This window comes from Vibrio sp. 1249-1 (assembly GCF_033340495.1).
This window is the reverse complement of the sequence record NZ_JAWOWJ010000003.1, coordinates 165,931-188,107: the sequence shown is the minus strand read 5'-3', so window position 1 is coordinate 188,107 and position 22,177 is coordinate 165,931. Positions and strand designations below refer to the sequence as shown.

The 22,177-nt window shown below is 48.9% G+C and carries 19 protein-coding genes; 12 read left to right on the top strand and 7 right to left on the bottom strand.

All coding sequences use genetic code 11. The features are described from left to right. Position 1 precedes the first annotated feature (1 nt). From R7Z50_RS07625 to R7Z50_RS07615, 3 genes are read left to right on the top strand one after another with little or no spacing between them, the layout of a single operon-like run. The gene (locus R7Z50_RS07625) at positions 2-1,207 is read left to right on the top strand and encodes an MFS transporter (RefSeq protein WP_005374702.1); all 1,206 of its coding nucleotides are present in this window, start codon (positions 2-4) and stop codon (positions 1,205-1,207) included. After that, positions 1,179-3,008, top strand: a complete 1,830-nt coding sequence (locus R7Z50_RS07620; RefSeq protein ID WP_318148986.1) for an IucA/IucC family protein — start codon at positions 1,179-1,181, stop codon at positions 3,006-3,008. The genes R7Z50_RS07625 and R7Z50_RS07620 overlap by 29 nt, the downstream gene beginning before the upstream one ends. After that, positions 3,001-4,203 (top strand): type III PLP-dependent enzyme, encoded by a 1,203-nt coding sequence (locus tag R7Z50_RS07615; protein WP_256900205.1) that lies wholly within the window; start codon positions 3,001-3,003, stop codon positions 4,201-4,203. The genes R7Z50_RS07620 and R7Z50_RS07615 overlap by 8 nt, the downstream gene beginning before the upstream one ends. A 73-nt stretch (positions 4,204-4,276) precedes the next feature. Here the strand turns inward: R7Z50_RS07615 and R7Z50_RS07610 are convergent, their stop codons facing one another. Genes R7Z50_RS07610 through R7Z50_RS07600 form a run of 3 tightly spaced genes read right to left on the bottom strand, consistent with a single transcriptional unit; the run spans position 4,277 to position 7,651 of the window. After that, positions 4,277-5,521, bottom strand: coding sequence for an ABC transporter substrate-binding protein (locus R7Z50_RS07610; protein ID WP_176311369.1), 1,245 nt, complete (start codon positions 5,519-5,521; stop codon positions 4,277-4,279). Between the two features lie 2 nt (positions 5,522-5,523). Beyond that, on the bottom strand, positions 5,524-6,954 hold the full coding sequence (locus R7Z50_RS07605) for an ATP-binding protein (RefSeq protein ID WP_176311370.1): 1,431 nt from the start codon (positions 6,952-6,954) through the stop codon (positions 5,524-5,526). Further along, positions 6,944-7,651: a response regulator gene (locus R7Z50_RS07600; protein ID WP_170893918.1), complete on the bottom strand. Its 708-nt coding sequence runs from the start codon at positions 7,649-7,651 to the stop codon at positions 6,944-6,946. Before R7Z50_RS07600 ends, R7Z50_RS07605 begins: the two co-directional genes overlap by 11 nt. A 265-nt stretch (positions 7,652-7,916) precedes the next feature. On the opposite strand from R7Z50_RS07600, the gene ptsG reads away from it, so the two are divergent. Further along, on the top strand, positions 7,917-9,359 hold the full coding sequence (ptsG, locus tag R7Z50_RS07595) for a glucose-specific PTS transporter subunit IIBC (RefSeq protein WP_081886422.1): 1,443 nt from the start codon (positions 7,917-7,919) through the stop codon (positions 9,357-9,359). A 95-nt stretch (positions 9,360-9,454) separates the two neighbouring features. Here ptsG and R7Z50_RS07590 read toward each other — a convergent pair whose 3' ends face one another. Then, positions 9,455-9,901 (bottom strand): DUF302 domain-containing protein, encoded by a 447-nt coding sequence (locus tag R7Z50_RS07590; RefSeq protein WP_033906624.1) that lies wholly within the window; start codon positions 9,899-9,901, stop codon positions 9,455-9,457. Between the two features lie 227 nt (positions 9,902-10,128). Between R7Z50_RS07590 and R7Z50_RS07585 the strand changes: the two genes are divergently transcribed. The 6 genes from R7Z50_RS07585 to R7Z50_RS07560 all read left to right on the top strand — a co-directional run bounded on the left by R7Z50_RS07585 (position 10,129) and on the right by R7Z50_RS07560 (position 17,642). After that, a complete protein-coding gene (locus R7Z50_RS07585) occupies positions 10,129-12,120 on the top strand; it encodes a U32 family peptidase (protein ID WP_318148985.1) in 1,992 nt (663 codons plus the stop codon). Positions 12,121-12,225: 105 nt separating this feature from the next. After that, positions 12,226-12,471 carry a DUF3297 family protein gene (locus R7Z50_RS07580; protein WP_025768686.1) on the top strand — a complete coding sequence of 82 codons (246 nt, stop codon included), beginning with the start codon at positions 12,226-12,228 and terminating at the stop codon, positions 12,469-12,471. A 487-nt stretch (positions 12,472-12,958) separates the two neighbouring features. Further along, positions 12,959-13,669, top strand: coding sequence for an ABC transporter ATP-binding protein (locus tag R7Z50_RS07575; protein ID WP_250654535.1), 711 nt, complete (start codon positions 12,959-12,961; stop codon positions 13,667-13,669). After that, on the top strand, positions 13,656-16,187 hold the full coding sequence (locus R7Z50_RS07570; RefSeq protein WP_062730887.1) for an ABC transporter permease: 2,532 nt from the start codon (positions 13,656-13,658) through the stop codon (positions 16,185-16,187). Before R7Z50_RS07575 ends, R7Z50_RS07570 begins: the two co-directional genes overlap by 14 nt. Then, positions 16,187-17,296 (top strand): lipocalin-like domain-containing protein, encoded by a 1,110-nt coding sequence (locus tag R7Z50_RS07565; RefSeq protein ID WP_047102443.1) that lies wholly within the window; start codon positions 16,187-16,189, stop codon positions 17,294-17,296. Before R7Z50_RS07570 ends, R7Z50_RS07565 begins: the two co-directional genes overlap by 1 nt. Positions 17,297-17,375: 79 nt before the next feature. Further along, positions 17,376-17,642, top strand: coding sequence for a DUF2999 family protein (locus tag R7Z50_RS07560; protein ID WP_004746427.1), 267 nt, complete (start codon positions 17,376-17,378; stop codon positions 17,640-17,642). 111 nt (positions 17,643-17,753) lie between these two features. On the opposite strand, the gene R7Z50_RS07555 is transcribed toward R7Z50_RS07560, so the two are convergent. Then, positions 17,754-18,341, bottom strand: coding sequence for a GNAT family N-acetyltransferase (locus tag R7Z50_RS07555; protein WP_017820080.1), 588 nt, complete (start codon positions 18,339-18,341; stop codon positions 17,754-17,756). A 91-nt stretch (positions 18,342-18,432) separates the two neighbouring features. Beyond that, positions 18,433-19,296, bottom strand: a complete 864-nt coding sequence (locus R7Z50_RS07550; RefSeq protein WP_017820079.1) for a helix-turn-helix domain-containing protein — start codon at positions 19,294-19,296, stop codon at positions 18,433-18,435. A 184-nt stretch (positions 19,297-19,480) separates the two neighbouring features. On the opposite strand from R7Z50_RS07550, the gene R7Z50_RS07545 reads away from it, so the two are divergent. Beyond that, entirely contained in the window at positions 19,481-20,380 is a 900-nt protein-coding gene (locus R7Z50_RS07545) for an AraC family transcriptional regulator (protein ID WP_009706616.1), read from the top strand. A gap of 299 nt (positions 20,381-20,679) precedes the next feature. Continuing rightward, on the top strand, positions 20,680-21,777 hold the full coding sequence (locus R7Z50_RS07540) for a YdcF family protein (RefSeq protein WP_104980250.1): 1,098 nt from the start codon (positions 20,680-20,682) through the stop codon (positions 21,775-21,777). Positions 21,778-21,830: 53 nt separating this feature from the next. Here R7Z50_RS07540 and R7Z50_RS07535 read toward each other — a convergent pair whose 3' ends face one another. Beyond that, positions 21,831-22,166: a type II toxin-antitoxin system RelE/ParE family toxin gene (locus R7Z50_RS07535; protein WP_020195558.1), complete on the bottom strand. Its 336-nt coding sequence runs from the start codon at positions 22,164-22,166 to the stop codon at positions 21,831-21,833. Positions 22,167-22,177: the final 11 nt, after the last annotated feature.

The window sequence follows — 22,177 nt, the reverse complement described above, 5'->3', positions numbered from 1 at the left end:
TATGACCAAACTCATCTACAGTGTGTTGTTGTGCCACTTTATCGCTGCGTTTGCCGCGTTAGGTATGCCGCTATTTCTACCCGTCGTGTTGCCAACGTTAGGCGCAAGCATTGATGCGGACTGGGCAGGGGTATTGTTTATCCTACCTACGTTTTGTACTGCGTTGGCGGCGCGATTTTGGGGCAACTTTGCCGATCGCTACGGTCGCCGCCTCTCACTCTTGCGTGCGCAACTTGGCCTTGCAGCAGGGTTTGCGCTGTGCGGCTTGGCAGACAACCTCGCCATGTTTGTGTTTGGTCTTATTGTTCAAGGAACCTTTGGCGGCACCATGGCCGCCTCGAACAGCTACTTATCTAGTCAAATTAAAGAAGCCAAAACACTCGGCAAGTCACTCAATAAAACCCAACTATCTGCTCGCTTGGCGCTGATCGTTGCGCCCATTGGGCTCGGCTGGAGCTTGTCAGAGACCAACCCGCTCAACGCGTACCTGTGGTTATGCGTTTTGCCTTTAATTGCTATGGGCATCACGCTAACACTGCCAGCGGATAAACCCGCCGACCAAAACCTCGAAAAGCCAAACTCAGAACCTCAGCAAGAAAAACCGGTTGCACAGAAAAACGCAATGCATGCCATTCGTTGGATCTTCTTTGCTCAATTCGGGTTTGCGTTTTCTATGGTGGTGACCTTTCCTTACTTCTCGCCGTTTGTGCAGCAATATGGCATCACTAACCACGCATGGATCGGTTTTTTGTACGCACTGCCGCATGGCGTCTATCTGTTGCTGGCAGGAAAAATTCACGTGTTGTCAGATGGGTTGAATCGCCATCAACCGCTGCGCACGTTGTGGCTTGGGTTTGCATTGCTTGCCGTGAGCTCTGCCTTGCATTTGATTGCGTCCGAAACCGCACTCATTGCTGCGAGAATTATCTTCGGCATCGCGATGGTGTGTTGTTATCACGGATTGCATCAGCATCTTGCGAGCAATCTGGATCGCAAACTCAGTGGCAAAGTATTTTCTCGCTTTGATGCCATGTCCAAATGGGGTGGCGTGGCAGCGGGATTTTGCGCTTCTTTCATTTCTAGCTTGGGGCTACTTGAGGTTCCTTTCCTACTTTCTGCGATAGTCAGCGTAATCACCTTGATCGCGCTGGTTCTCCACTCAAAATTTGGAAATCAACATGTTACAAACTCAATCCTCTCAGACTAGCGAGTTGCGCGCACATGAGGTGCAGCTCAACCGTGAGAAAGCCCAACTCAACACGATAATGGGTGTTCTTAATTGTTACTTACGTGAATTTGCGCTACCGAATCAACAAGTGGAATGGCACTACCAATCGACATCGCTACCCCAAACGTTAAAACGCAACTATTCCGCCAAGCAGCGGGTAGCCGTTCATCTTTCTCAACAAAATGGCGTGCTGGTTTTGCCGATTCACTACGCGAGCAAACTGGGCAAAATCAAATTGGCAGAACTGCCGTGGGCGAAAATGCCGGGATCTGGTTGGGCGAAATTGGATGCCACGCAAACTCTTACGCTTTTGCTTAACTATCTCAAGCAGGTGTTGGCGATCCCGTTCAACCATGAGCTGATCGAACAACTGGAAAATAGCGTGCTGGTTACCGAGCAGTTTCTCAACGTCGCGCCCAAATCGCATCACAACGAGTTTATCGCTTCGGAACAGTCTCTGATTTGGGGGCATACTTTCCATCCGACCCCGAAAAGTCGTTCGGGCGTCACCATGGATGATCTCTTGGCGTTTTCTCCAGAAGTCGGCGCGCAAGTCCCGTTGTACTGGTTTGAAGTGGATACATCGTTACTTGATGTGCTGAGTTCCGACGGAGAAGCTAACCCTGCGCAACGCATGCTACAACAGCTCGCGCCACAACACACCACCAGCAATGGGAAGACCCTCTACCCTTGCCATCCTTGGGAAAGCTACACCATTTTGAGCAACCCAAGCGTGAAGCGTGCCATTGAACAAGGCAAGATCACGCCACTGGGTTTAGGTGGTGAAAAGATGCAGCCGACCTCTTCAGTTCGTACCCTCTACCACCCAGATATGGATTGGTTTGCGAAATTCTCCATCAACGTACGATTAACCAATTGCGTGCGAAAAAACGCGTGGTACGAACTCGACAGCGCCGTGCAGCTCACGTCGATTCTCAAACCAATTCGAGAAAACGAACAGCTGCACAACCCCGTATTTAAAGTGATGACAGAGCCTTACGCCACCACATTGAATCTAGAAAGTGTCGCTGAGCGTAATTGGGACGCCAACACCAAAGCGCGCGAATCGTTTGGGATTTTGTATCGCGAAAATTTCTCGCTGAGCGAAGTCGATATCTTAAAACCAACCCTCGCTGGCGCTCTGTTTGCTTACGACAAAAACGGCAACAGTTGCATTGCTCAACGCCTTAAAAACAAAGCGCGTACTACGCAAAATCGCTATTCCGACATCGCGACACTGTGGTTTGAGCGCTATTTGCATTGCCTAATTCCGGGCGTGTTTAATTACTACTTCAAACACGGGGTGGCGTTTGAGCCGCATTTGCAAAACACCTTGATTGGCTTTGAGCAAGAGATGCCGTGTTGTGTTTGGATTCGTGATTTGGAAGGCACTAAATTACTGCCAGAGTTCTGGCCAGCAGAAACATTAACTGATTTGTCTGAACGCGCGCGACAATCGGTTTACTACAGTCGCGAACAAGGCTGGAATCGCATCGGATACTGCACCTTTATCAACAACATCAGCGAAGCGATTTTCTTCATCGCAGAAGGTGATGAGCCACTAGAGCAAACGCTATGGAATGCGGTGCAAAGTGCCATTGTGCGTTGGCAATCAGTGAATGGAAAACAGCCGGAACTAGAAGCGTTGCTGAATGGCGGTCACTTCCCGAGCAAAAATAATTTCACCACGCGTTTGATGCAAAAAGCCGATAAGGAGTCGGGCTATACCCAAGTCGCCACGCCTTGGCAGCAACACGAAAAAGGAGCGCAACATGTCTAATTCCCTCTCTCTACCGACACTCGTTTGCCAACAAGTTCACACACTCGCACAGCAGCAAAGTCAACCCTTGTGCGCATACGTGTATGACCTAAGCGCCTTAGAAGAACACATCAAACAACTGCGTCACGTTTTGCCGAGAAATGTCGAGCTATTTTACGCAGCCAAAGCCAATCCATCGGGCCCGATTCTTAAAACGCTCGCGCCGTATGTCGATGGTTTTGAAGCGGCATCTGGCGGGGAGTTGACGCACCTCCACCAGCAACAACTCGATAAGCCATTGATCTTCGGTGGCCCCGGAAAAATGCTAAGTGAATTGCAACAAGCGATTGAGCTTGATGTTGATGCAATTCATGTCGAAAGCCTCACCGAGCTACAACGCATTGGAGCACTAACCGAGCGCCTCAACCGCCCTGCTTCGATCTTTTTGCGTATGAACATCGATATTGGCGACATCACGCTCAGCAAGTTGGCAATGGGCGGCAAGCCGACTCCGTTTGGCTTGGACGAGTCCGAACTGAGCAATGCTTTGATGTTGCTGCGCGATTTCCCGCAAGTGTCACTCAAAGGCTTCCATTTTCACTTGATGTCGCATCAGCTTGATGTTGAACGCCACTTAGCGTTAATGCAGCGCTATTTCCAAGTCGTGAAGGCGTGGCAGCAGGAGTTCGAACTCGGTGAGCTGATGATCAACTTGGGCGGCGGCATGGGCATCAACTACCAAAACCCTGAGCAACACTTTCCGTGGATGGAGTTTTGCGACAAGTTGGAATTCCTCATCGCTAAAGAGCAAGTGCAAGACTGGACACTGCGTTTTGAATGCGGACGTTTCATCACGGCGGCATGCGGTTATTACGTAATGGAAGTGCTGGATATTAAGCAAAATCTTGGCGAAAACTTTGTCATCGCGCGCGGAGGAACCCACCATTTCCGCACGCCAGCAGCGCAGAGCCATGATCATCCATTCGTCATCCTGAAAAGCGAGCAACACCACGAGATTTCTCACCCAATTCAGCATGCACAAGCAACTTTTGTCGGCCAGCTTTGTACGCCCAAAGATGTGCTGGCACGCAATCAACACGTCGCCCACGTCGATATTGGTGATTATGTTGTGTTTACCTTAGCGGGCGCCTATGCGTGGAACATCTCCCATCAAAACTTCTTGATGCATGAACCGCCGATCTTCCACTATTTCTAAACGGCATACTTCGCTTTACTCAAGCCCCAATCATTGGGGCTTTTTTATTCCACTCGGCACAAATTCATTGCCATTAACCGCTTTGCGAAATAGCAATAATGCGTTTTATCAGCTCGTCAGGTTCCATTTTGGGATTGCGGTAAAAACGGAAGATTTCCGAGTTTATCGCCTGCTGAGCAACCGGATTGACCGCCATCGAATCAATCATACTCGGCACAGCGAGGTTGTGCTTAACGCCGTAGTGAAAGTCTTGATATGACTGGACCTGACACGGATTAAAATCGCTGATGTCGATATCGGTGCGTACCGGAATCGAGCCTTTTATCTTATTGAACTTAGCTTGAAACTCGACGTCTGCTAGCGCGCTTGCGGTTTGCTGAGCCGCCTCGGCAGAAAACGACTTGCTCGACATAAACACCAAACTGTCCATGTTGTAGAGGAATACACCATCGCTGTCAGGCGTTGGGTAACAGCCGACCTCTTGCGGAACCGAGACTTGATTGGCGAGCAGCTCACCCAAAATCCAATCACCGCCGATTTGAAACAGCGCTTGACCGTCGGCTAACGCTTGGGTAGCGGTATCCCACTTACTGTCGGGTAATTGGTTGTCGATCAACAAACTGAGGCGACGAAATTGCGTCAACGCTTGGCGCAGGGTGTCGCTGTCGATGCTGTCGCGTTCTAGTTTGACCATCGCATTGGTGTAGAACTCAACGCCGCCAGTGGAGATCACTAAGTTCTCGAAAAGTTGGGCGACTTGCCACGGCTGCTCACCGACCGCGATCGGTACAATGCCATTTTGCTTCGCAAGCTCCATGGCGGCGAACATCTCTTGCCAGTTTTTCGGCGCGGATAGATTCAGTTGTTTAAGCAGCTTGTGGTTGACCCACAGCCAGTTCAAACGGTGCAGCGTAAGTGGCAGGGCGATGTAGCCGTTTTGTGTTTTGTTGATTTCAATAGATAGCGGGTAGAGCACCTCGTCCCAGCGCTGCTCATCGGCAACTGCGTTGACGTTGTGCAAAATACCGATGGCATCCCATGCTTTAATACTTGGCCCTTCGATTTGCGCGAAGCTTGGTGGATTGCCCGCCAGCGCGCGAGCTTGCAGTACCGTCATCGCACTGTCTCCACCACCGCCTAACACCGGGCTTTGCAGCAGCTCTATATCGTGCTGTTTTAGCTGAGCTTTAAGTGTTTGCAGCGCTTGCTGCTCGCCGTCAGAAGTCCACCAATGTAAAAACTCTACCCCTTGTGGCGACTCAGCGTGAGCGACGCAAGGGGCGAGCAACAGTGGGAACAAGAATGCCAGTTTGTTCATAGTCAGTCTCTCGGGAAAGTCAGCGTGGCGCAGAGGCCGCCAAACTGAGAATGGCTCAGCAACAAGTTGCCGCCATGAGCCTTTGCAATACTCTGTGAAATGGTTAATCCTAGCCCACTGCCTTCTTTATCGTTGCTAGCGCGGAAGTATGGCTGGCAGAGCTTTTCAAGTAATGAATCGTCAACACCGCCACCGTGATCTTCAATTTCAATCTGGATCGACTCTGGGCTTTCAATCAGCGTAATGTCCGCTTGATGGCCGTATTTGAGCGCGTTATCGACCAGATTCTGAATGCAGCGCTTAATCGCTAACGGTTTACCAGCAAAGTGGGTGCGGATTTCGCCGTGGATGCGAATCGTGTCCGGCGCATCGGCGACATTGGCGGAAATGTGCTGAATCAGTTGGGTGAAATTGATCGGCTCGATTTCCTCGTGGATATCGGTCTCTTTAATGCATTGCAATGCGCCTTTGACCATCAAGTCTAGGTCGTTACTCAGGCGGATAAAGCGTTCTCGGTCGGCGTCGTCATCCAGCATTTCCGCTCGTAGTTTTAGGCAGGCAATTGGTGTTTTCAGATCGTGGGAGATGGCGCTGAACAGCATCTCGCGGTCTTTAATGTGGCTGTCGATGCGTCGGTTCATTTTGTTAAACGCACGGACCGCCGCTTTCAGTTCGTTGCTGCCGCGCTCAGAGACTTCGGGCACGTCTAATCGGCTCGACATCAGGGTTGCGGCTTTTGCCAGCTCTCGAATGGGTTGAATTTCTTTGCGAACGATAAACCAGGTACACAGCAACAGCATTAGCGCGGACACCAATAGCGTCAGCCATTGGCGCAGCTCAAAATAGTTAGTCTCTAGGTTGATGTAAGGCGCGGGTAGCACCGCCGCGAGATAAAACCATTCGTTCTGTGCGACTTCGACCTGCATCACCAGAATCGGTGGATTGAGGTCACCAAACGAAAGCGAATAATGCGCCCACAATAGTGGCAGTTCATCGATAGGTAGCTCGTTGTTGAACACTTTGAGTTTGTCGCGCTGGGTGAACTCCACCTCGATATTAGGAATGCCGCTCAGCTCGCTTTCTAATACCTCGCGAACTTGGTTGATGACCAACGTTTTGCGTTCGCTCTCTGGCAGTGGGTCGACCTCAATCTGGTGATTATTGAGTGAGACGAAAAAGCGCGTGCCGCCCATATTGCGTAGTTGATTGAGCACCAAGTGGCGGTATTCCGAAGGGAGGGTTTGAAAGAAAGCGATGGTGGAAGAAGCGCTCAGTGCTAAGCTTTTGACCGTGGTGGTCAGGCCTTCTTTATCGCGTTCGCTGGCGTGTTGATACCAGATAATCCCGGATAATACCTGCGCCAGAATGATCACCAGTAACAAGAACACACTGGTGCGAACGACCAGTGATCCCGTCCAGCGTTTAATTCTCATAATGCACGTCCGTGGTCAGCATGTAGCCTTTGTTGCGCACCGTTAGGATCAGCGAGCGGTCTTTATCTTCAAGGTGATGACGCAAGCGGCTGATCTGCACGTCAATGCCGCGTTCAAACGGGTCGGCATCACGTCCCCAGATCTCGCGCGCAATGTCATCGCGAGACAATATTGATTGCGCGTGGTTGACGAACAAACCGAGCAGCGACAAATCCGCGCCACTCAGTTGCTTAACTTCGCGGCTAGCGACGTGGGTCAGTTGCCGGGTTACGGTATCTAACAACCAATCGTCAAAACGCACTTTACGCGTCAGTTTGCTATTGGCGGTCGATTGGCTGCGTCTCAGAATCGTTTTGATGCGCGCGAGCAGTTCTCGCGGGCTGAATGATTTGGTGATGTAGTCGTCAGCGCCCATTTCTAGTCCTGCGACTCGGTCGGCTTCTTCTGTGACGGCGGTCAGCATGATGATCGGGATATCGGAATTTTTGCGCAGTTTCTGGCACAAGGTAAAGCCGTCTTCACCGGGAATCATAATATCGAGGATGATTAAATCAGGATGGTGATCGTTGAGCAGTTGCCACATCACGCCGCCGTTTTCCGCGCAAAGCATTTCAAACCCTGCGCGGCCAAGGTAATCCGACAACGCTTCGCGAAGGTCGAGGTTGTCATCGACGACCAGTATCTGCTTGTTTTCCATCCTACTTTCCCTGTGTCCGTCCCTGTGCCTGCCCCTGAGTTTGGCGCTGGCCAATATGATGCATTCTTAAACGCCCATGCACAATCGAGCCGATTGCAATTTTCACTTCTCGGTGTAAGAGATTTGTAAGCGGCCACTTACAAACTGATTGCCTTTTGTAACCTTAGGCGCCGCCTTGCTCGCTATGATCATGCTGACCTTACGTGAAACAACATGACCTGAAGGAATCAGGTCCTACAACACTGGCATTCGTCAGGAGGAAACCATGTTTGCAAGTATATTTGGACAACTACAAAAAATAGGGCGGTCGTTGATGCTGCCTGTGGCGGTGTTACCGGTGGCTGGCTTGATGCTGGGTATTGGTAACGCGGGTTTTGCGTTTATTCCAGACGCGGTCAACAAAGTGATGCTCGCCGCCGGTGAAGGCGTGTTCGGCAACATGCAGTTGATGTTTGCGGTCGGTGTGGCGCTCGGGTTATCAAAAGGCAATGACGGTGCGGCTGCGCTCGCAGGCTTAGTTGGCCTAATTATTATGAACGCATCGCTCGGTATCGTGACTGGCCTGCGCGGCCTAGAAACTGACGCCACGATCATGGGCGTTGAGACGCTGCAAACCGGGGTGTTTGGCGGCATCTTTATCGGTGCGGTGGCGGCAATCATGTACAACCGCTTCTACAACATCAAACTGCCGGAATATTTGGGCTTCTTCGCGGGTAAGCGATTTGTGCCCATTGTCACCGGTCTATCGGCGATCGTCGTTGGTGCGATTCTCGCGTTTGCATGGCCACCTGTCGGACAACTTCTTGATGCATTCTCTCATTGGGCAGCGTACCAAAACCCTGTACTCGCGTGGGCGGTTTACGGCGCGGGCGAACGTTCACTACTCCCGGTTGGTTTGCACCACATCTGGAATGCGCCGTTCTTCTTTGAAGTCGGCAGCTATGTAGACCCAGAAACCGGCAAAGAGTTTACCGGTGAGCTCACTCGCTTCTTCGCGGGCGATAAAACCGCAGGTTATCTGTCTGGTGGCTTTATGTACTCCATGTGGGCGCTACCAGCAGCGGCATTGGCGATTTACCACTGCGCGTCTCCTGAGCGTAAGAAAATCGTCGGCGGTTTGATGATGTCTGCGGCGTTGACCTCTTGGTTAACTGGTATCACAGAGCCAATCGAATTTACCTTCCTATTCGTCGCGCCAGTGCTGTACGTGATCCATATTTTCCTAACTGGTATTGCGTTTGCGATCACCGCATTTTTGGAAATCAAACACAGTACTGACTTTGCGCACGGCGCGATCCAGTTCTTCCTTTACTACCCAATGTCGAGCAACGCGTGGATGTTCATCATCATCGGTCCAATCTGGGCGACGCTCTACTACGGCTTGTTCCGCTTCCTAATTGTGAAGTTGGATCTGAAAACGCCGGGTCGTGAAACCGACATTGCAGAAGTGAAGATTACCGGAGAGCCTGATGAAATTGCGGTGGATGTAGTAGCTGCATTGGGCGGCAAAGCCAATATTAAGTCAGTCGATGCGTGTATCACTCGTCTGCGTGTCTCGGTGAAAGACATCGCTAACGTTGATGTTGCTAAGCTAAAAGCACTTGGCGCGCGAGATGTGTTAGTGATTGGCGACAGTTTACAAGCGATTTTCGGCACGCAGTCTGACTCAATTAAGTCAAAAGTGCACAGCGTACTCGCCACCTCCTGATCTTACCTCCCCCAATCTAGGTAAGATTTGCCAACCTCCTTGTGAGGTTGGCTTTTTCGTTTTCGGAGTAAAAAAAGCGAAGCCAATAACCAGCCCTACTTCGCCGCCGCGTTGGTTAAATTGCCCAGCACGCCGCTGATTTTGTTCAATGCCTCGTCACAGCCTTCAATATGATGGCGCTGCTTTAAATAAATAGGATCGTTATAAGCTAACCACGTTTTGCCTTCATCATCTTCATACACCAACACTTTTTGGGGTAAATCGAGCGCCACTTCCTGCGCACAGATCATCAGTGGCGTGCCTACTTTAGGGTTTCCAAACACGATAACTTCGGTTGGTCGCAACGTCATATCGACTTTCGTGGCATTCTCTTGATGGTTAATGCGCGCAAAGACGTTCAACCCTTTTTCTTGCGCGATAGCGACAAATTTATCCGCCGTATTTTTTGCTGAATGCGTGCTCGCAACGGTTACCACACCCTCCCCAGCCAATGCACTCAATGACGTCAACGCCACGACCAACCCAATGATTACTTTTTTCATTTGTCGTCCCTTCCTCTCTCTGAGTCGAAAACTAGATATAGAAAAACCAAGTGTAGGAAAACTATAGAAGTCAAATTCCGCTATCGCGAATTGCACTCTACCCACTCAAGAGTCGACCGTGTAACACGGATTAATTGATTCAGATTAATAAAGCGTTAACTAGCTGAGCATCAAAAGCGTGAAATACGTAACATTTGCAGCCTATTTTAGTAAGAAAGAGAAAAGTAGTGACACGCGATCAATTTGAGTTATTAGCACCCGGTGGTGATTTAGATTCCATCAAAGCCGCCATTGCCGCTGGCGCCGATGCAATTTACTGTGGGCTCGACCGCTTCAATGCTCGTAACCGAGCGACCAACCTCACTTTAGATAACTTAAATGGCGTGTTAACGTTGGCCCATCAGCACAGCTGTAAGATTTTCCTAACGTTGAATGTGCTGATTTTAGAAAGTGAAATTCCAGCGATTGTTCGCTTGCTCAGCCAACTGAACACCACCAAAATCGATGGCGTGATCGTACAAGATCTCGGTCTGGCCTACATTCTCAAACATCACTTTCCCGATTTGGATGTGCACGCTTCAACGCAACTGAACACGCATAACGAAGGCCAAATCCTCTTTCTCAACCAGCTCACCGCAAGCCGAGTAAACTTATCTCGCGAACTTAACATCAGTGAGATAAAACATCTGGCGCAATTTGGTCGCGAGTACAACGTAATGATGGAAGTGTTTGTCCACGGCTCATACTGCATCGGATTCTCCGGAATTTGCTACATCAGTTCCGCTCGCAATGGCGCATCAGGTAACCGTGGACGCTGTAGCCAACCTTGTCGCGAACAGTACGAAACGACCAAAACAGGCAACAACTACCCACTCAATATGAAAGACAACTCCGCCTTTGGGGACTTGGAAGCGCTTGCTGATGCGGGTGTGTATTCGTTGAAAGTGGAAGGCCGCATTAAGAAATCCCACTACGTGTACACCGTGGTCGATAACTGGCGTAAACAGATTGATCGCTTGTGCGAGGGTTTGGAACTCTCTGAAGACACCACAGAGTTATACACAGTGTTCAACCGTGATTTCTCCAACGCATTTTTGCAAGGTGATTTCGGCAAGGCGATGTACATCGACAACCCGCGCGACCATGCTGTAAAGCATTTTTCGAAGGTTTACCAATGCCAGTCTGCTGATGATGTACAAGCGGTGAAAAAGAAACTCTACGATGACAAAACCGCGATCATTGAGAAAGTGGCAGAGCAAACTAAGTCGTTCGATGTCACTTCAACACAAGTATCCGGCAGCAGCTTGAAAGGGTCGATTGATGTGCCAACTCTGCCAACGTTACCTCAACCAGAACCTCGCCAAGGTGCGCCAAAATTATCGGTTCTGATCTCGTCAGCACAAGAAGCCATGCTGTGCGAATACCACGACGTTGATGTTTACTATCAATTGCCAATGGGATTGTCTGGTGAACTGAGCGCGATGATTGAATTGTTCCAAGCCAACCCAATGCTCAAACCTTGGTTCCCAGCCATTTTGATTGGCGAAGACTACCACGCCGCGCGCGTATTTTTGGAAACCATCCAACCTGAGTTGTTGATCACCAACAACTCAGGTGTCGGCATGATCGCAAAAGAGCTCGGCTTAGGCTGGGTGGCAGGCCCACAACTGAACACGGTGAACTCATACGCGTTTAAATGCCTTCAAGACGAGTTCGCGGCAAGTGGCGCGTTTGTTTCTAACGAGCTGAATATGAAGCAGGTGCGTCACATAAAGCGTCCGAAAAACATGCGCAGCTTCTACAGCATTTATCACCCGAACACTCTACTCACGAGCCGCCAATGTTTGTTTCAACAAACCGAAGGATGCCGTAAGGTGAAGGTCAACAAAAGTTGTTTGAAACGCTGTGATAAACGCACGTCTATCATCAACTTAAAAGACAATCCTTACTTGGTGCAAAAACAAAAAGGCAGCCACAATTCAATCTACAGCGAGCACAACATCTTAAACCTGCAAGTGCTGCACGATCTGCCGCAATTGTTTACCGATGTGTTGATCGATCTGTGTGATATCCAGACCGAAACAAAAGTCTCAGCAAGCAAACCTGAGTTGATTGACGCGTTCTTAGCTCTACTTGAAGATCACAGTGAACAAGCCGTCCAAACGCTGAATGCCATGATTCAACCAACAGCCAACGCGCAGTATTTAAAGGGGTTATAGGCGGTACTTGAAAGTTAAACAACGCATCCACTCTCAACATATCTTGAACACATACAGTGCACTGACTACAATAGCGCACTTTTTACGGAATTTAGGTCACACAAAATGACAGACACAGCTAAACCAGCTCTACCAGATCGCCTAGCGGGTAACCCACGTAGCCCATTCTTCATCAAAGAATGCTTCGAGCACCAAATCGGTATTCGTATCAACGGCCAAGAGCGCACAGACGTAGAAGAATACTGCGTGAGCGAAGGTTGGGTGAAAATTGCTTCTCCTAAAGCAAAAGACCGTTTCGGTAACCCAATGCTAATCAAACTTAAAGGCGAAGTTGAAGCGTACTACGTGTAAGCTGACCACGCTGAATATCTTTGAAAGCTCGAGTTTGACTCGGGCTTTTTTAATGCCTGTCATATCCCTTCCTCATTTAATCTCTTCCCTCTTATTTTCAGTACAAAGTAGGGTCTGTTTATCTTTCGAGATTAAGTTTTGTTCGAGATAAAATCGTTTTAGGCGAGGCAAGGAGTGTGTAGCCTAGCATTCTAAGTAAATACTCCTTAACAAAGCATAGAACGATTTTAGCCGAACCCTTTGGGCAGCGTTTGTTGGTCATTTCTCCTGCGTTATCAGCTTTTTCATGTAGGCTAACTACACATCAAAGCTTCTGCCTTGCACAAACACCCAACAATTCGCTGCAAAAATCAGCTCGAAAGGTCAACAGACCCTAAACTCGATGTAAATCGCTGTTTTTATCTGATTGTTGTCTAAAGTTTCTAGAGACATAACTGCAATAGTGATTGCCAAAAGAAACGACACCTTTTGAATACAGGGAGAGGAAATGGAAAGCCCACTTGTCACACTCAAACACGCCAGCAAAAGCTTTGTTGATGGCAAAGAGACACATCGCGTGTTGGAAGGCGTCGACTTCACGTTGAACACAGGAGCGAGTGTTGCGCTGACGGGCGCAAGTGGCAGCGGCAAAAGTACTTTGCTCAATGTCATCGCTGGCTTTGAGCCGCTTTCCGATGGTGAGTTGTGGTTAGATGGCGATAACACGGCGGCTTGGAAAGACCCACAATGGAGCCGATTTCGACACCAAAAACTCGGTGTTATCTTCCAGCAATTCAATCTATTAACGCCGCTCAACGTGCAGCAAAACATCGCCTTCCCTCTGCATTTGAATCAAAAGAAATGGAACGACTGGTGCGATTATTTGGTCGAGACTCTAGGCATCAGCCAACTTCTCGACAGACATGTTTCTGCCCTTTCCGGCGGTCAACAGCAACGAGTCGCTATCGCACGTGCTTTAGCACACAAACCTAAACTGCTACTTGCTGATGAACCCACAGGTAACCTCGACCAAAAAGCAGGCTTGGAAGTGATGAAACTGCTCAGTGAAATCACCACCCAGGGCAATACGGCGGTGCTATTGGTAACACACAGCCATGAATGCGCTGAATTTATGAAAGCACGGCTGCGATTGGATAACAGTCAGCTACAGAACAGTCATCAAGTAAACAAACATGAGCTTCGCCATGAAGCAAGCTAAGCTATCAACCACCAGATTCACGCATACTCGACTCGCCCTGGATCTGTTTGCGGCACATTATCGACAAGCACCACTGCAAGCCGCCGCGATTCTGATCGGTATCGTGTTGGCTGTGACCTTATTTGTTGCGGTGCAAGCCATCAACCTCAATGCCAAACGAAGTTATGCGGAATCTACCGAGCAGCTTAGCGCACAAGCTCAGAACTTAATTATTCCACCAGCAGGGCAAAACTATCTGCCCGAGTCTCTTTATTTCACCCTTAGACAAAACGGGCTCAGTGCAGCACTACCTGTAATCGAAGGGCGAGTGAGAGACGAACAAGGTCGTCGTTGGTCAGTACAAGGTAGCGAGTTAATTGCTGCCATCTCTTCACGTTCGCGCTACTCAACGGATAACAAGCAAAAGTCATCAGATAACCAACAGAACGTGTCTTTGTTCGACAGTGCTTTGCCTCTACCTGAGCTTTTAGCTGGCAAGCCAATCGTGATGATGAGCCAATCTCAACATCAAAACTTAGGAGAGGTAGAAACCCTAACTCTGGACGACATTCCAACCCAAGTGGTGGTGTTGCCTGACGAATGGCAGTTAGGTAGCCGAATGTTGATGGACATTGGCTTTGCCCAGCAACTGCTCAATAAAAAAGGGCAGCTCAGTTACATTGCGGTTTTCCATTCGGGTGATAAAGGGAATAAAGACACGCAAGCAAATTGGCAAAGCATCATTGGCGAGCAAGGACAATGGATTTCCAATAATCAAAGCACAGACCTTGGCTCACTGACCGACAGCTTTCACCTCAATCTCACCGCAATGAGCTTACTCGCGTTTTTAGTCGGGCTGTTCATTGCTTACAACGGCGTTAAGTACAGCTTGCTTAAACGCAATCGGCTGTTAGTGCAGATTCAACAGGCGGGCGTTGCGCCGAGCATTGTGCTCTCTGCGCTGTTAGTTGAACTCACTGTTCTCGTTACCATCGGCGCTTCCCTCGGTTTTGTATTGGGCATGCAGCTTAGCCATTGGCTACATCCGACCGTGGCACTGACTCTAGAACAACTTTATGGCGCGACACTTCTGCCCGGAACTTGGCAGTGGCAATGGTGGGCGCAAGCGCTGCTGCTCACGTTAACCGCAACCCTGTTGGCGTGTTGGCAGCACTTTAAACAGCGAGTGCGCCAACCGCTTTCCTCTCATGGCGGGTTTTATCAAGCGCCTGAAGCCTCTAACGAAAACCAATTGTTCGTGATAGGTGCTGCGTTGACGACTCTCGCACTCGCAGGGTTATGGCTGAGTGAGCATCACCGCTTCACCATGGCGTGGCTCGGCGTGCTTGTAGTGTCGATTCCTTTGTACCTACCCAAAACACTCAGCGTCTTAGCCAATTGGTGTGAGAAGCGCACCAATTCCGGTTTGATGCAGTATCTGTTTGCTGAGCTGCGTGAGCTGATTTCTCCGCTTTCTCTCGCCATGATGGCACTGCTACTCGCCGTTACTGCCAATATGGGGATGAACAAGCTAGTTGGTAGCTTTGAATCCACCCTAAAGCAGTGGTTAGAACAAAGGTTACACGCCGATATTTACGTCAGCCCTGCGCAAGGGGAAATCGCAGATGTAGAGCGCGCATTAGGACAGTTTGACAATGTTGAGACCGTCTACAAGCAATACTACGTCGACGATAACCTGCAAGGCTTACCGATTTTGCTTGGCACCAAAGACAAAGACACCTTAGAGCAAACAATGGTGTTCAAATCGCGTTTGGAGAACTTCTGGTCACGCTTTTACCAAGGTGAGTTGGTCGCTATCAGTGAACCAACCGCGGTCAAACTGGGTTTATCTCTGGGTAGCGAGCTCACGCTTGATGCCGTTCCAAATAAGAACCTCCTTGTGGGTGCGGTATTCCATGATTACGGCTCACCTAACGGTGAAGTCTTATTAGCACCAAAGTTATGGCAAGAGAGTGGCTTTACCGACCTGCCAACAAGCCTTGGCATTAAAGTCTCAGGGGACCCACAAATCGTCTACGAGCAACTGCGCGAGCAATTGAATCTGCATCCGAGTCAACTCTACGACCAGGCGCAAATCAAATCCATCGCGTTGGATATTTTCTCGCAGACCTTCGCCATTACACGCGCACTCAACGGCGTGACGTTGATGGTCGCGGTGATTGGTTTGTTCAGTGCTTGTTTTATGTTGCTCGACGCGCGCAAAGCCGCCATTGCAAGGCTGTATGCACTTGGCGTCAGCCGTCGTAAATTAATGACCATGGTGGTCGGGCAGATCGTCGCTTTAGTCAGTTTTACTCTGGTTGTCGCCCTGCCCCTCGGAGCCATGGTGGGTTATGTGCTGACAGACATCGTCACCTTACGCGCTTTTGGTTGGAGCTTAAATTATCTGTGGAATTGGAGTGACGCCCTCAGTATTGCGGCGATCACCATCTTGGTGGCGGTGATTGCAACCTTGATTCCGCTGTGGCGATTGGTCAGCAAGCCTGTCGTATCCAGTTTGCAAAGCGAGGTGTTGTGATGGTTCGATTAGCAAGCACACTTACTCTATTCATGAGCAGTCTGTTCCTGTTCGGTTGTGAAGATCCCCAACAACAAAATATGGGCACTTTGCTGGGCAGTGGAGATATGCAAAGCGAGAGCAACCTATTCACACCCGTAGAAAAAGGGGTTGAACTCACCTTTCCTACCGATCATCAAGCACACCCGGATTTTCGTCATGAATGGTGGTACTTAACCGCTAACTTAATCGATGCAAACGGCAACCCACTTGGCGTCCAGTGGACACAATTTCGCTTTGCTGCTGCGCCGCCAAAGGACGAAGATGACGTGAAGAAAACCGAGTGGCAAGCTCAACAAATCTACATGGCGCACAGCGCAGTCACGACCGCGGACAAACACTACGCCGATGAAAAATGGTCGCGCGATCAAACATCCCTCGCTGGCGTCGACACTTCACCATTTCGAGTTTATCTCGATGATTGGCAGTGGACCTCTTCAACCAACGACCTCTTCCCTGCAACATTGAAGGCGAACTCCGAACAGTTTGGCTATGCGCTGACCCTTACCAGCAGCGCACCTTATCAAAAGCAAGGCGAGCAAGGGTACAGCACCAAAAGCGCCGATGGTCAGGTGGCTTCGTATTACTACAGCCAACCGTTTATTGATGTCTCCGGTGAAGTCACGATCGACGGCAAAACCCATCAAGTATCCGGCAAAGGCTGGATAGACCGAGAGTGGAGCTCGCAATTCTTACTCGACTCACAACAAGGCTGGGACTGGTTTGCCTTAAGATTGAGTGGCGAAACCAGCTTGGTGGTGTTCCAATTGCGTGATTCCAAAACTGGAGCAGCCAGCTACTCCAGCGCAAGGCTGATGCAGCAAGATGGTTCCGGCCTTGCTATCCCACAAAAAGACATTCAGTTAGAGGCAACCAAGCAAACCGAAATCCAAGGGCGAAAGTATCCAACCGAGTGGCAAGTGTCGATTCCTAACCAGCAAATCGAACTTATGGTTTCTGCACTCAACCCGAATGCGAAAATGCCACTTTCTGTGCCTTATTGGGAAGGTCCAGTGCGTATTGATGGCTCTCATTCCGGGACTGGTTACATGGAGCTAACGGGGTATTGAAATGTTGAGCGGGAGCCCCAATTATTCTACTAGAACAAATACTGGCAACCAAGTCATACACTGATTGAAAGGAAATATGATGAACCCAATTATCGCCTTGCTGAAAGAGAACAACATCAGCGATGAGCAAATCAACGAGATTTTTCAGACTCTGACGCAAAACCCTCTAGCGGCAATGGCAACAATCAGCCAACTAGGTTTGCCACAAGACAAGCTACAAATGCTGATGGCGCAAGTGATGCAAAACCCTGCGCTAATCAAAGAAGCCGTAGACGAGTTGGGATTGGATTTCTCAAAGGTTGAAGAAGCAAAAGAGAAGCTTCAAAGCCAAAACCAAGGCAACTAAGTCTTAGCCATTTAGCGCTGAATATAGAAAAGGCCGTTAACCCGAGCATGTGGGTTAACGGCCTTTTTTGTTCGCTACGTTGTTGTTAGCTACTTTTTTGTCGGCTAATTATTAGCGATTTAAAGACGCGAATTGCTCTGCGGTCATACCGTAGTAGAGCTTGTCGTCAAAGCCTTGCTCTAGTTTATAGTAGTCTTTCTGACGGCCTTCTTGAGTAAAACCATTTTTCTCTAACGTCTTGTAAGAACCAGCATTAGAAGCGTAGCAATCGGCACTGACTTTATGGGCGTTTAACTCAGTAAATCCAATCTCGGTCATCATTTGGCAAGCGCGAGTCGCGACGCCTTTGCCCCATGCGCAAGTAGGTAACTGATAACCCACTTCGTAGTTGCCAGTTAAGAACATCACTGCGGTCACCGCACACATTCCCATGTACTGACCTTGCTGGTCACGAATCACGAACGTTGGGCTATCTGACCAAACACCGTCTTTAATCGCTTGTGCCGTATTTTCAATAATAGGGCCAAAGAAGCCTTCATACAGGTTGTTATCAGCAGGTGCGAAGAACAGATACTGATTGACCTTATCGTCGTTCAGCATCTCGATAATATCTTGTAGATCAGAGCCTTGAATCAGTTGGATAGTCAACGATTCATTAAATGGAATGGCTTCGCCTTGTTTTAGTTTTTGATATGACATGTGTTACCTCGTTATCTGCTGAAAATAGTAGCCCAGCGGATAAGAGAAAAATTGGATTTTTGCGACAACTTTCGGGCTGATTAGCAATGTATTACGACTCAAAATCGCCATAGATATCGATGGTTAAGTCACGTTTTTTCAGGTATTTGCTCGGTGTTTTTCTTAGCTGATGTTTGAGGGTACGAATCAAATGCGATTGGTCACTGAAACCAAATTGTTGTGAGAAACTCGCCCAATCAATCGCTTCTTGTTGCTTGTAGAGAGTCAAAATCATCTGCTCCAGACGCGCCATTTGTTGATACTGCTTAACGCTCAACCCCACCACTTGTTTGAAACTGCGCTCAAGCGTTCTGCGAGAACAGGCGCACTGTTTGGCTATCTCATCAATATCCATCGCTAACTCAGGTGAACGTAGCGCTTGAGCGTCCATCACGGATACCGCTTTTTGTGACGCCAAAAACGGTTTGGTACGGCAAGGTTCGATATCTAACGCATCTAAATGTTGTTTGATGTAGTTCAGCAAACATTGCGATGAACCTTGCAACTCTAACTGCCATAAGCCTTGTTGAAAGCGCTCATCAAACGCCGCGTTAAGCCAATCAAACCATTCGCATTGGTTAATTGCACTAACTTGGGATGCATCACTAAACCGTGATTCAATGGCATAAAAACCCTCTGGGCGAAAGGTGATACCAATACGCTTGATGGGAGCCGTATCTTCCAACAACAGTAAATGTTCGTTAGCCATTAACAAGTGGCAGCCTTTGCCAGCAAGCTTTGTGTGTCCCGTGTCGTAGCTGTAGCCTTGCTCTGGTGGCGTAAAGAGTAAGTGAGCACGCGGGTTTGGGATAAGGTGCGGCTTGGGGTCAATGACTTCACCCTCTGGCACTTCCAAGTACCAAACTTGATGAATGAGCCATTCGTACTCTGGCAGAGACTGTTTCCAAGCTATCATGATTGTCCTAGCGGTTAGTAAAGATAATGGGCGCAACGTTTTTGCTTAAACATCTGCTCGTTGAGTGTGACTGATTGACGCTCATCTCGCCACGCATTTCTCACGCTGCTCCCTTGCAAGCTTGTTGGATTGCGGTAGGCTTTGAGCAGAGAAAACAAGCTGAACAGAACAAGGAAATCCCCCGATGCGCGTCGACTACCACCAACGACTGGTTCCTGTGATTCGTTATTTAGAACAACACTTTAATGAACCACTCAATCTGCCAGAAGTGGCCGCGCTGGCGAACCTTTCTCCTTATCACTTTCATCGCACCTTCAAAGCCGTGCAAGGCGAGACATTGGCTGATTTCATTCGACGTTTGCGTCTAGAAGCCGCCGCCGATGACTTATTCAAATCCAAGCAACCGGTATTAAACATTGCCTTAGAGTACGGATTTTCTAGCTCACAGAGCTTAGCCAAAGCCTTCAAGCAACATTATGGCGTTACACCTACGGCCTTTCGCGACTGCGAAAACTACCAGCAGTTTTCTGAATTAGCACGAAACAGCAAGATTGGACACACGTTGCGCAAGAATGGAAACGAAGTAACACCAAGCGATTCATATACTGGCTCTGAACTCACCAAATGGAGCATGACAATGGAAACGCAAAACTTTGAAAAAGCAAAACTGGCTTACATTCGCGTAAACGGCCCTTACGGCCAAGGCTATGAGGAGCCATCAGGTCGCTTGTATCAATGGGCAGGAATGAAAGGTTTGGCAGGCAATACCTGCATCTTCATCTACCATGACAATCCAGAAATCACGCCAGACGAGAAGTGTCGCACTGATATCTGCTTGATGGTGCCAGAAGATACGGAAGTTCCAAAAGGCATTGAGCTGCAAGACTTCCCCGGTGGTCAATATGCGGTGATGCGCCAGCACATTACTGACCCGAGCCAATACTCAAAAGCATGGGATGATGTCATGAGCAAGGTAATTGAATCCGGTATTGAGAACGACGACCGTCCTTGCTTCGAGCTTTACCACAGCTTCGACCCACAAACGCACCATGCAGACGTTAGCTTCTGCACCGCGATCAAATAAACCAAAAGCCTGCATCGTTGCAGGCTTTTTCATTTCTTACTCTGGTCGCTTAAATCCCTTCTTCTAAACGCTGTTTATCTTTTAATCCAATTACTTAGAATACGAACGAATACCTTTTTATTTTCGTGATCCTACTTCGCGTTTTGACTACGCGCGTTCATTCGCTCGACTGAGTTGGGATTCATTTCACAGATTATTCATGAAGCGAACCTAGACTGAAAAAAACTCCATCGACCCCGTTCGACCTACAACGCTAGGCACAATAAAAACTAGGTACTACAGCACCTCTAGGACATTCCATGAAGAAGAACTTACTTGCCATTGCTCTTGGTAGCGTAATTGCGCTGACTGCTGCCCCATACTCTATCGCGGCTAACGATGCTGCTATCCAATCTTCCGCCGACTACTCACAGATCGTCACCAAACGTCAGGTTGTCGACCAACTGCTGAATGACGCGGTACAAGCATTCAAATCCCCTGCGCGTATCTCGCATGCGGGTTTTACCGCCAAAATGCCGAGCAACATGGAGATTGTTACCGACCGCTTACTAGAAGCCTACAAACTTGAGCCGTACCGCACTGACCTACTGATTTCTGCGGCAAACGCACAGATCTACAACAAGAATGCAGACCGCGCGATTGAACTGTTTGAACAAGCTCTTTCTGTCGCACCAGACGATGTGGATTTGCACGCTTACTTAGCGGTATGGCAACGCTTTGAGGGCAACCAAGCAGAATCAGCGAAACACATGGCGACGCTCATGAAGCTCAATGCAGGTAAAGCGGCAGATATCCAACGCATCTTCGACACCGTAGACCGCGTACTTGCAACGCCACTAAAAGAGAAAGCCGATAAAGGCAAACTGGATGACAAAGGCGCTATAGTCACGTTGGGATACGCGCTGAACCCAGATGGTTCAATGCATCAAATCTTGGTTGAGCGTCTGGAAACCACGCTAGCAATGGCGAAAGCAAACCCAGACGCGTTGATCGTGTTGACGGGTGGTGTACCGAAGAACCACAAAACCGAAGGCAAATTAATGGCAGATTGGCTGATTGAAAAAGGCATCAGCAAAGATCGCATCATTGAAGAAAACTACGCCACCAGCACGGTAGGTAACGCCCTATTCAGCAGCTACGCATTGGCACGTCATAACATCAAGCACGCGACCATCATCAGCTCAGCGAGCCATGTGCGCCGTGGTCAAACCTTGTTTGAAATCGCAAGCTGGCAAACTGGCCCGCAAGACATCACTTTTGACACAGTGAGCTATCCAGACAAGCCACTGAAAGACTTAGCCAAAGCCAGCGATGGCGAATTGCTTGGTATCTACCGCGATGCACTGCGTACCTACGGTATGTGGAGCTACCGCTCTTACCCGCTAGAGTCGCGTTAATACACTAGAGCCAGAAAGCAAAAGAGACCGCGTTAATGCGGTCTCTCATAGAATCATTTGAACATGATGCAGTGGTCAATCAATGCGTTTTGTAGGTTTTGTTTGTCACTCAGAATCACTAGAGCATAGATAGTATTTTTGTCACCAATTCGGTAAAGCAGCTTGAATCCATCAAAGCTAAATTGCCGGATGTCGTAAACACCGATTGTTGTCAGTTCATAACAAGGGGGATAGATAGACGGGTTATTCAAAACGTTGTGTTCAAACCTCTGCTGAACCGCAATTAATCTATCAATCACATCGTTGCGAGCGCTCCAGTTCGATAAATAGTTAATACTCTGAATAGCCGTATTTTCAAAGGTTTGTGTATAGAGAACTTTTGCTTCCATGCTCGTATCAA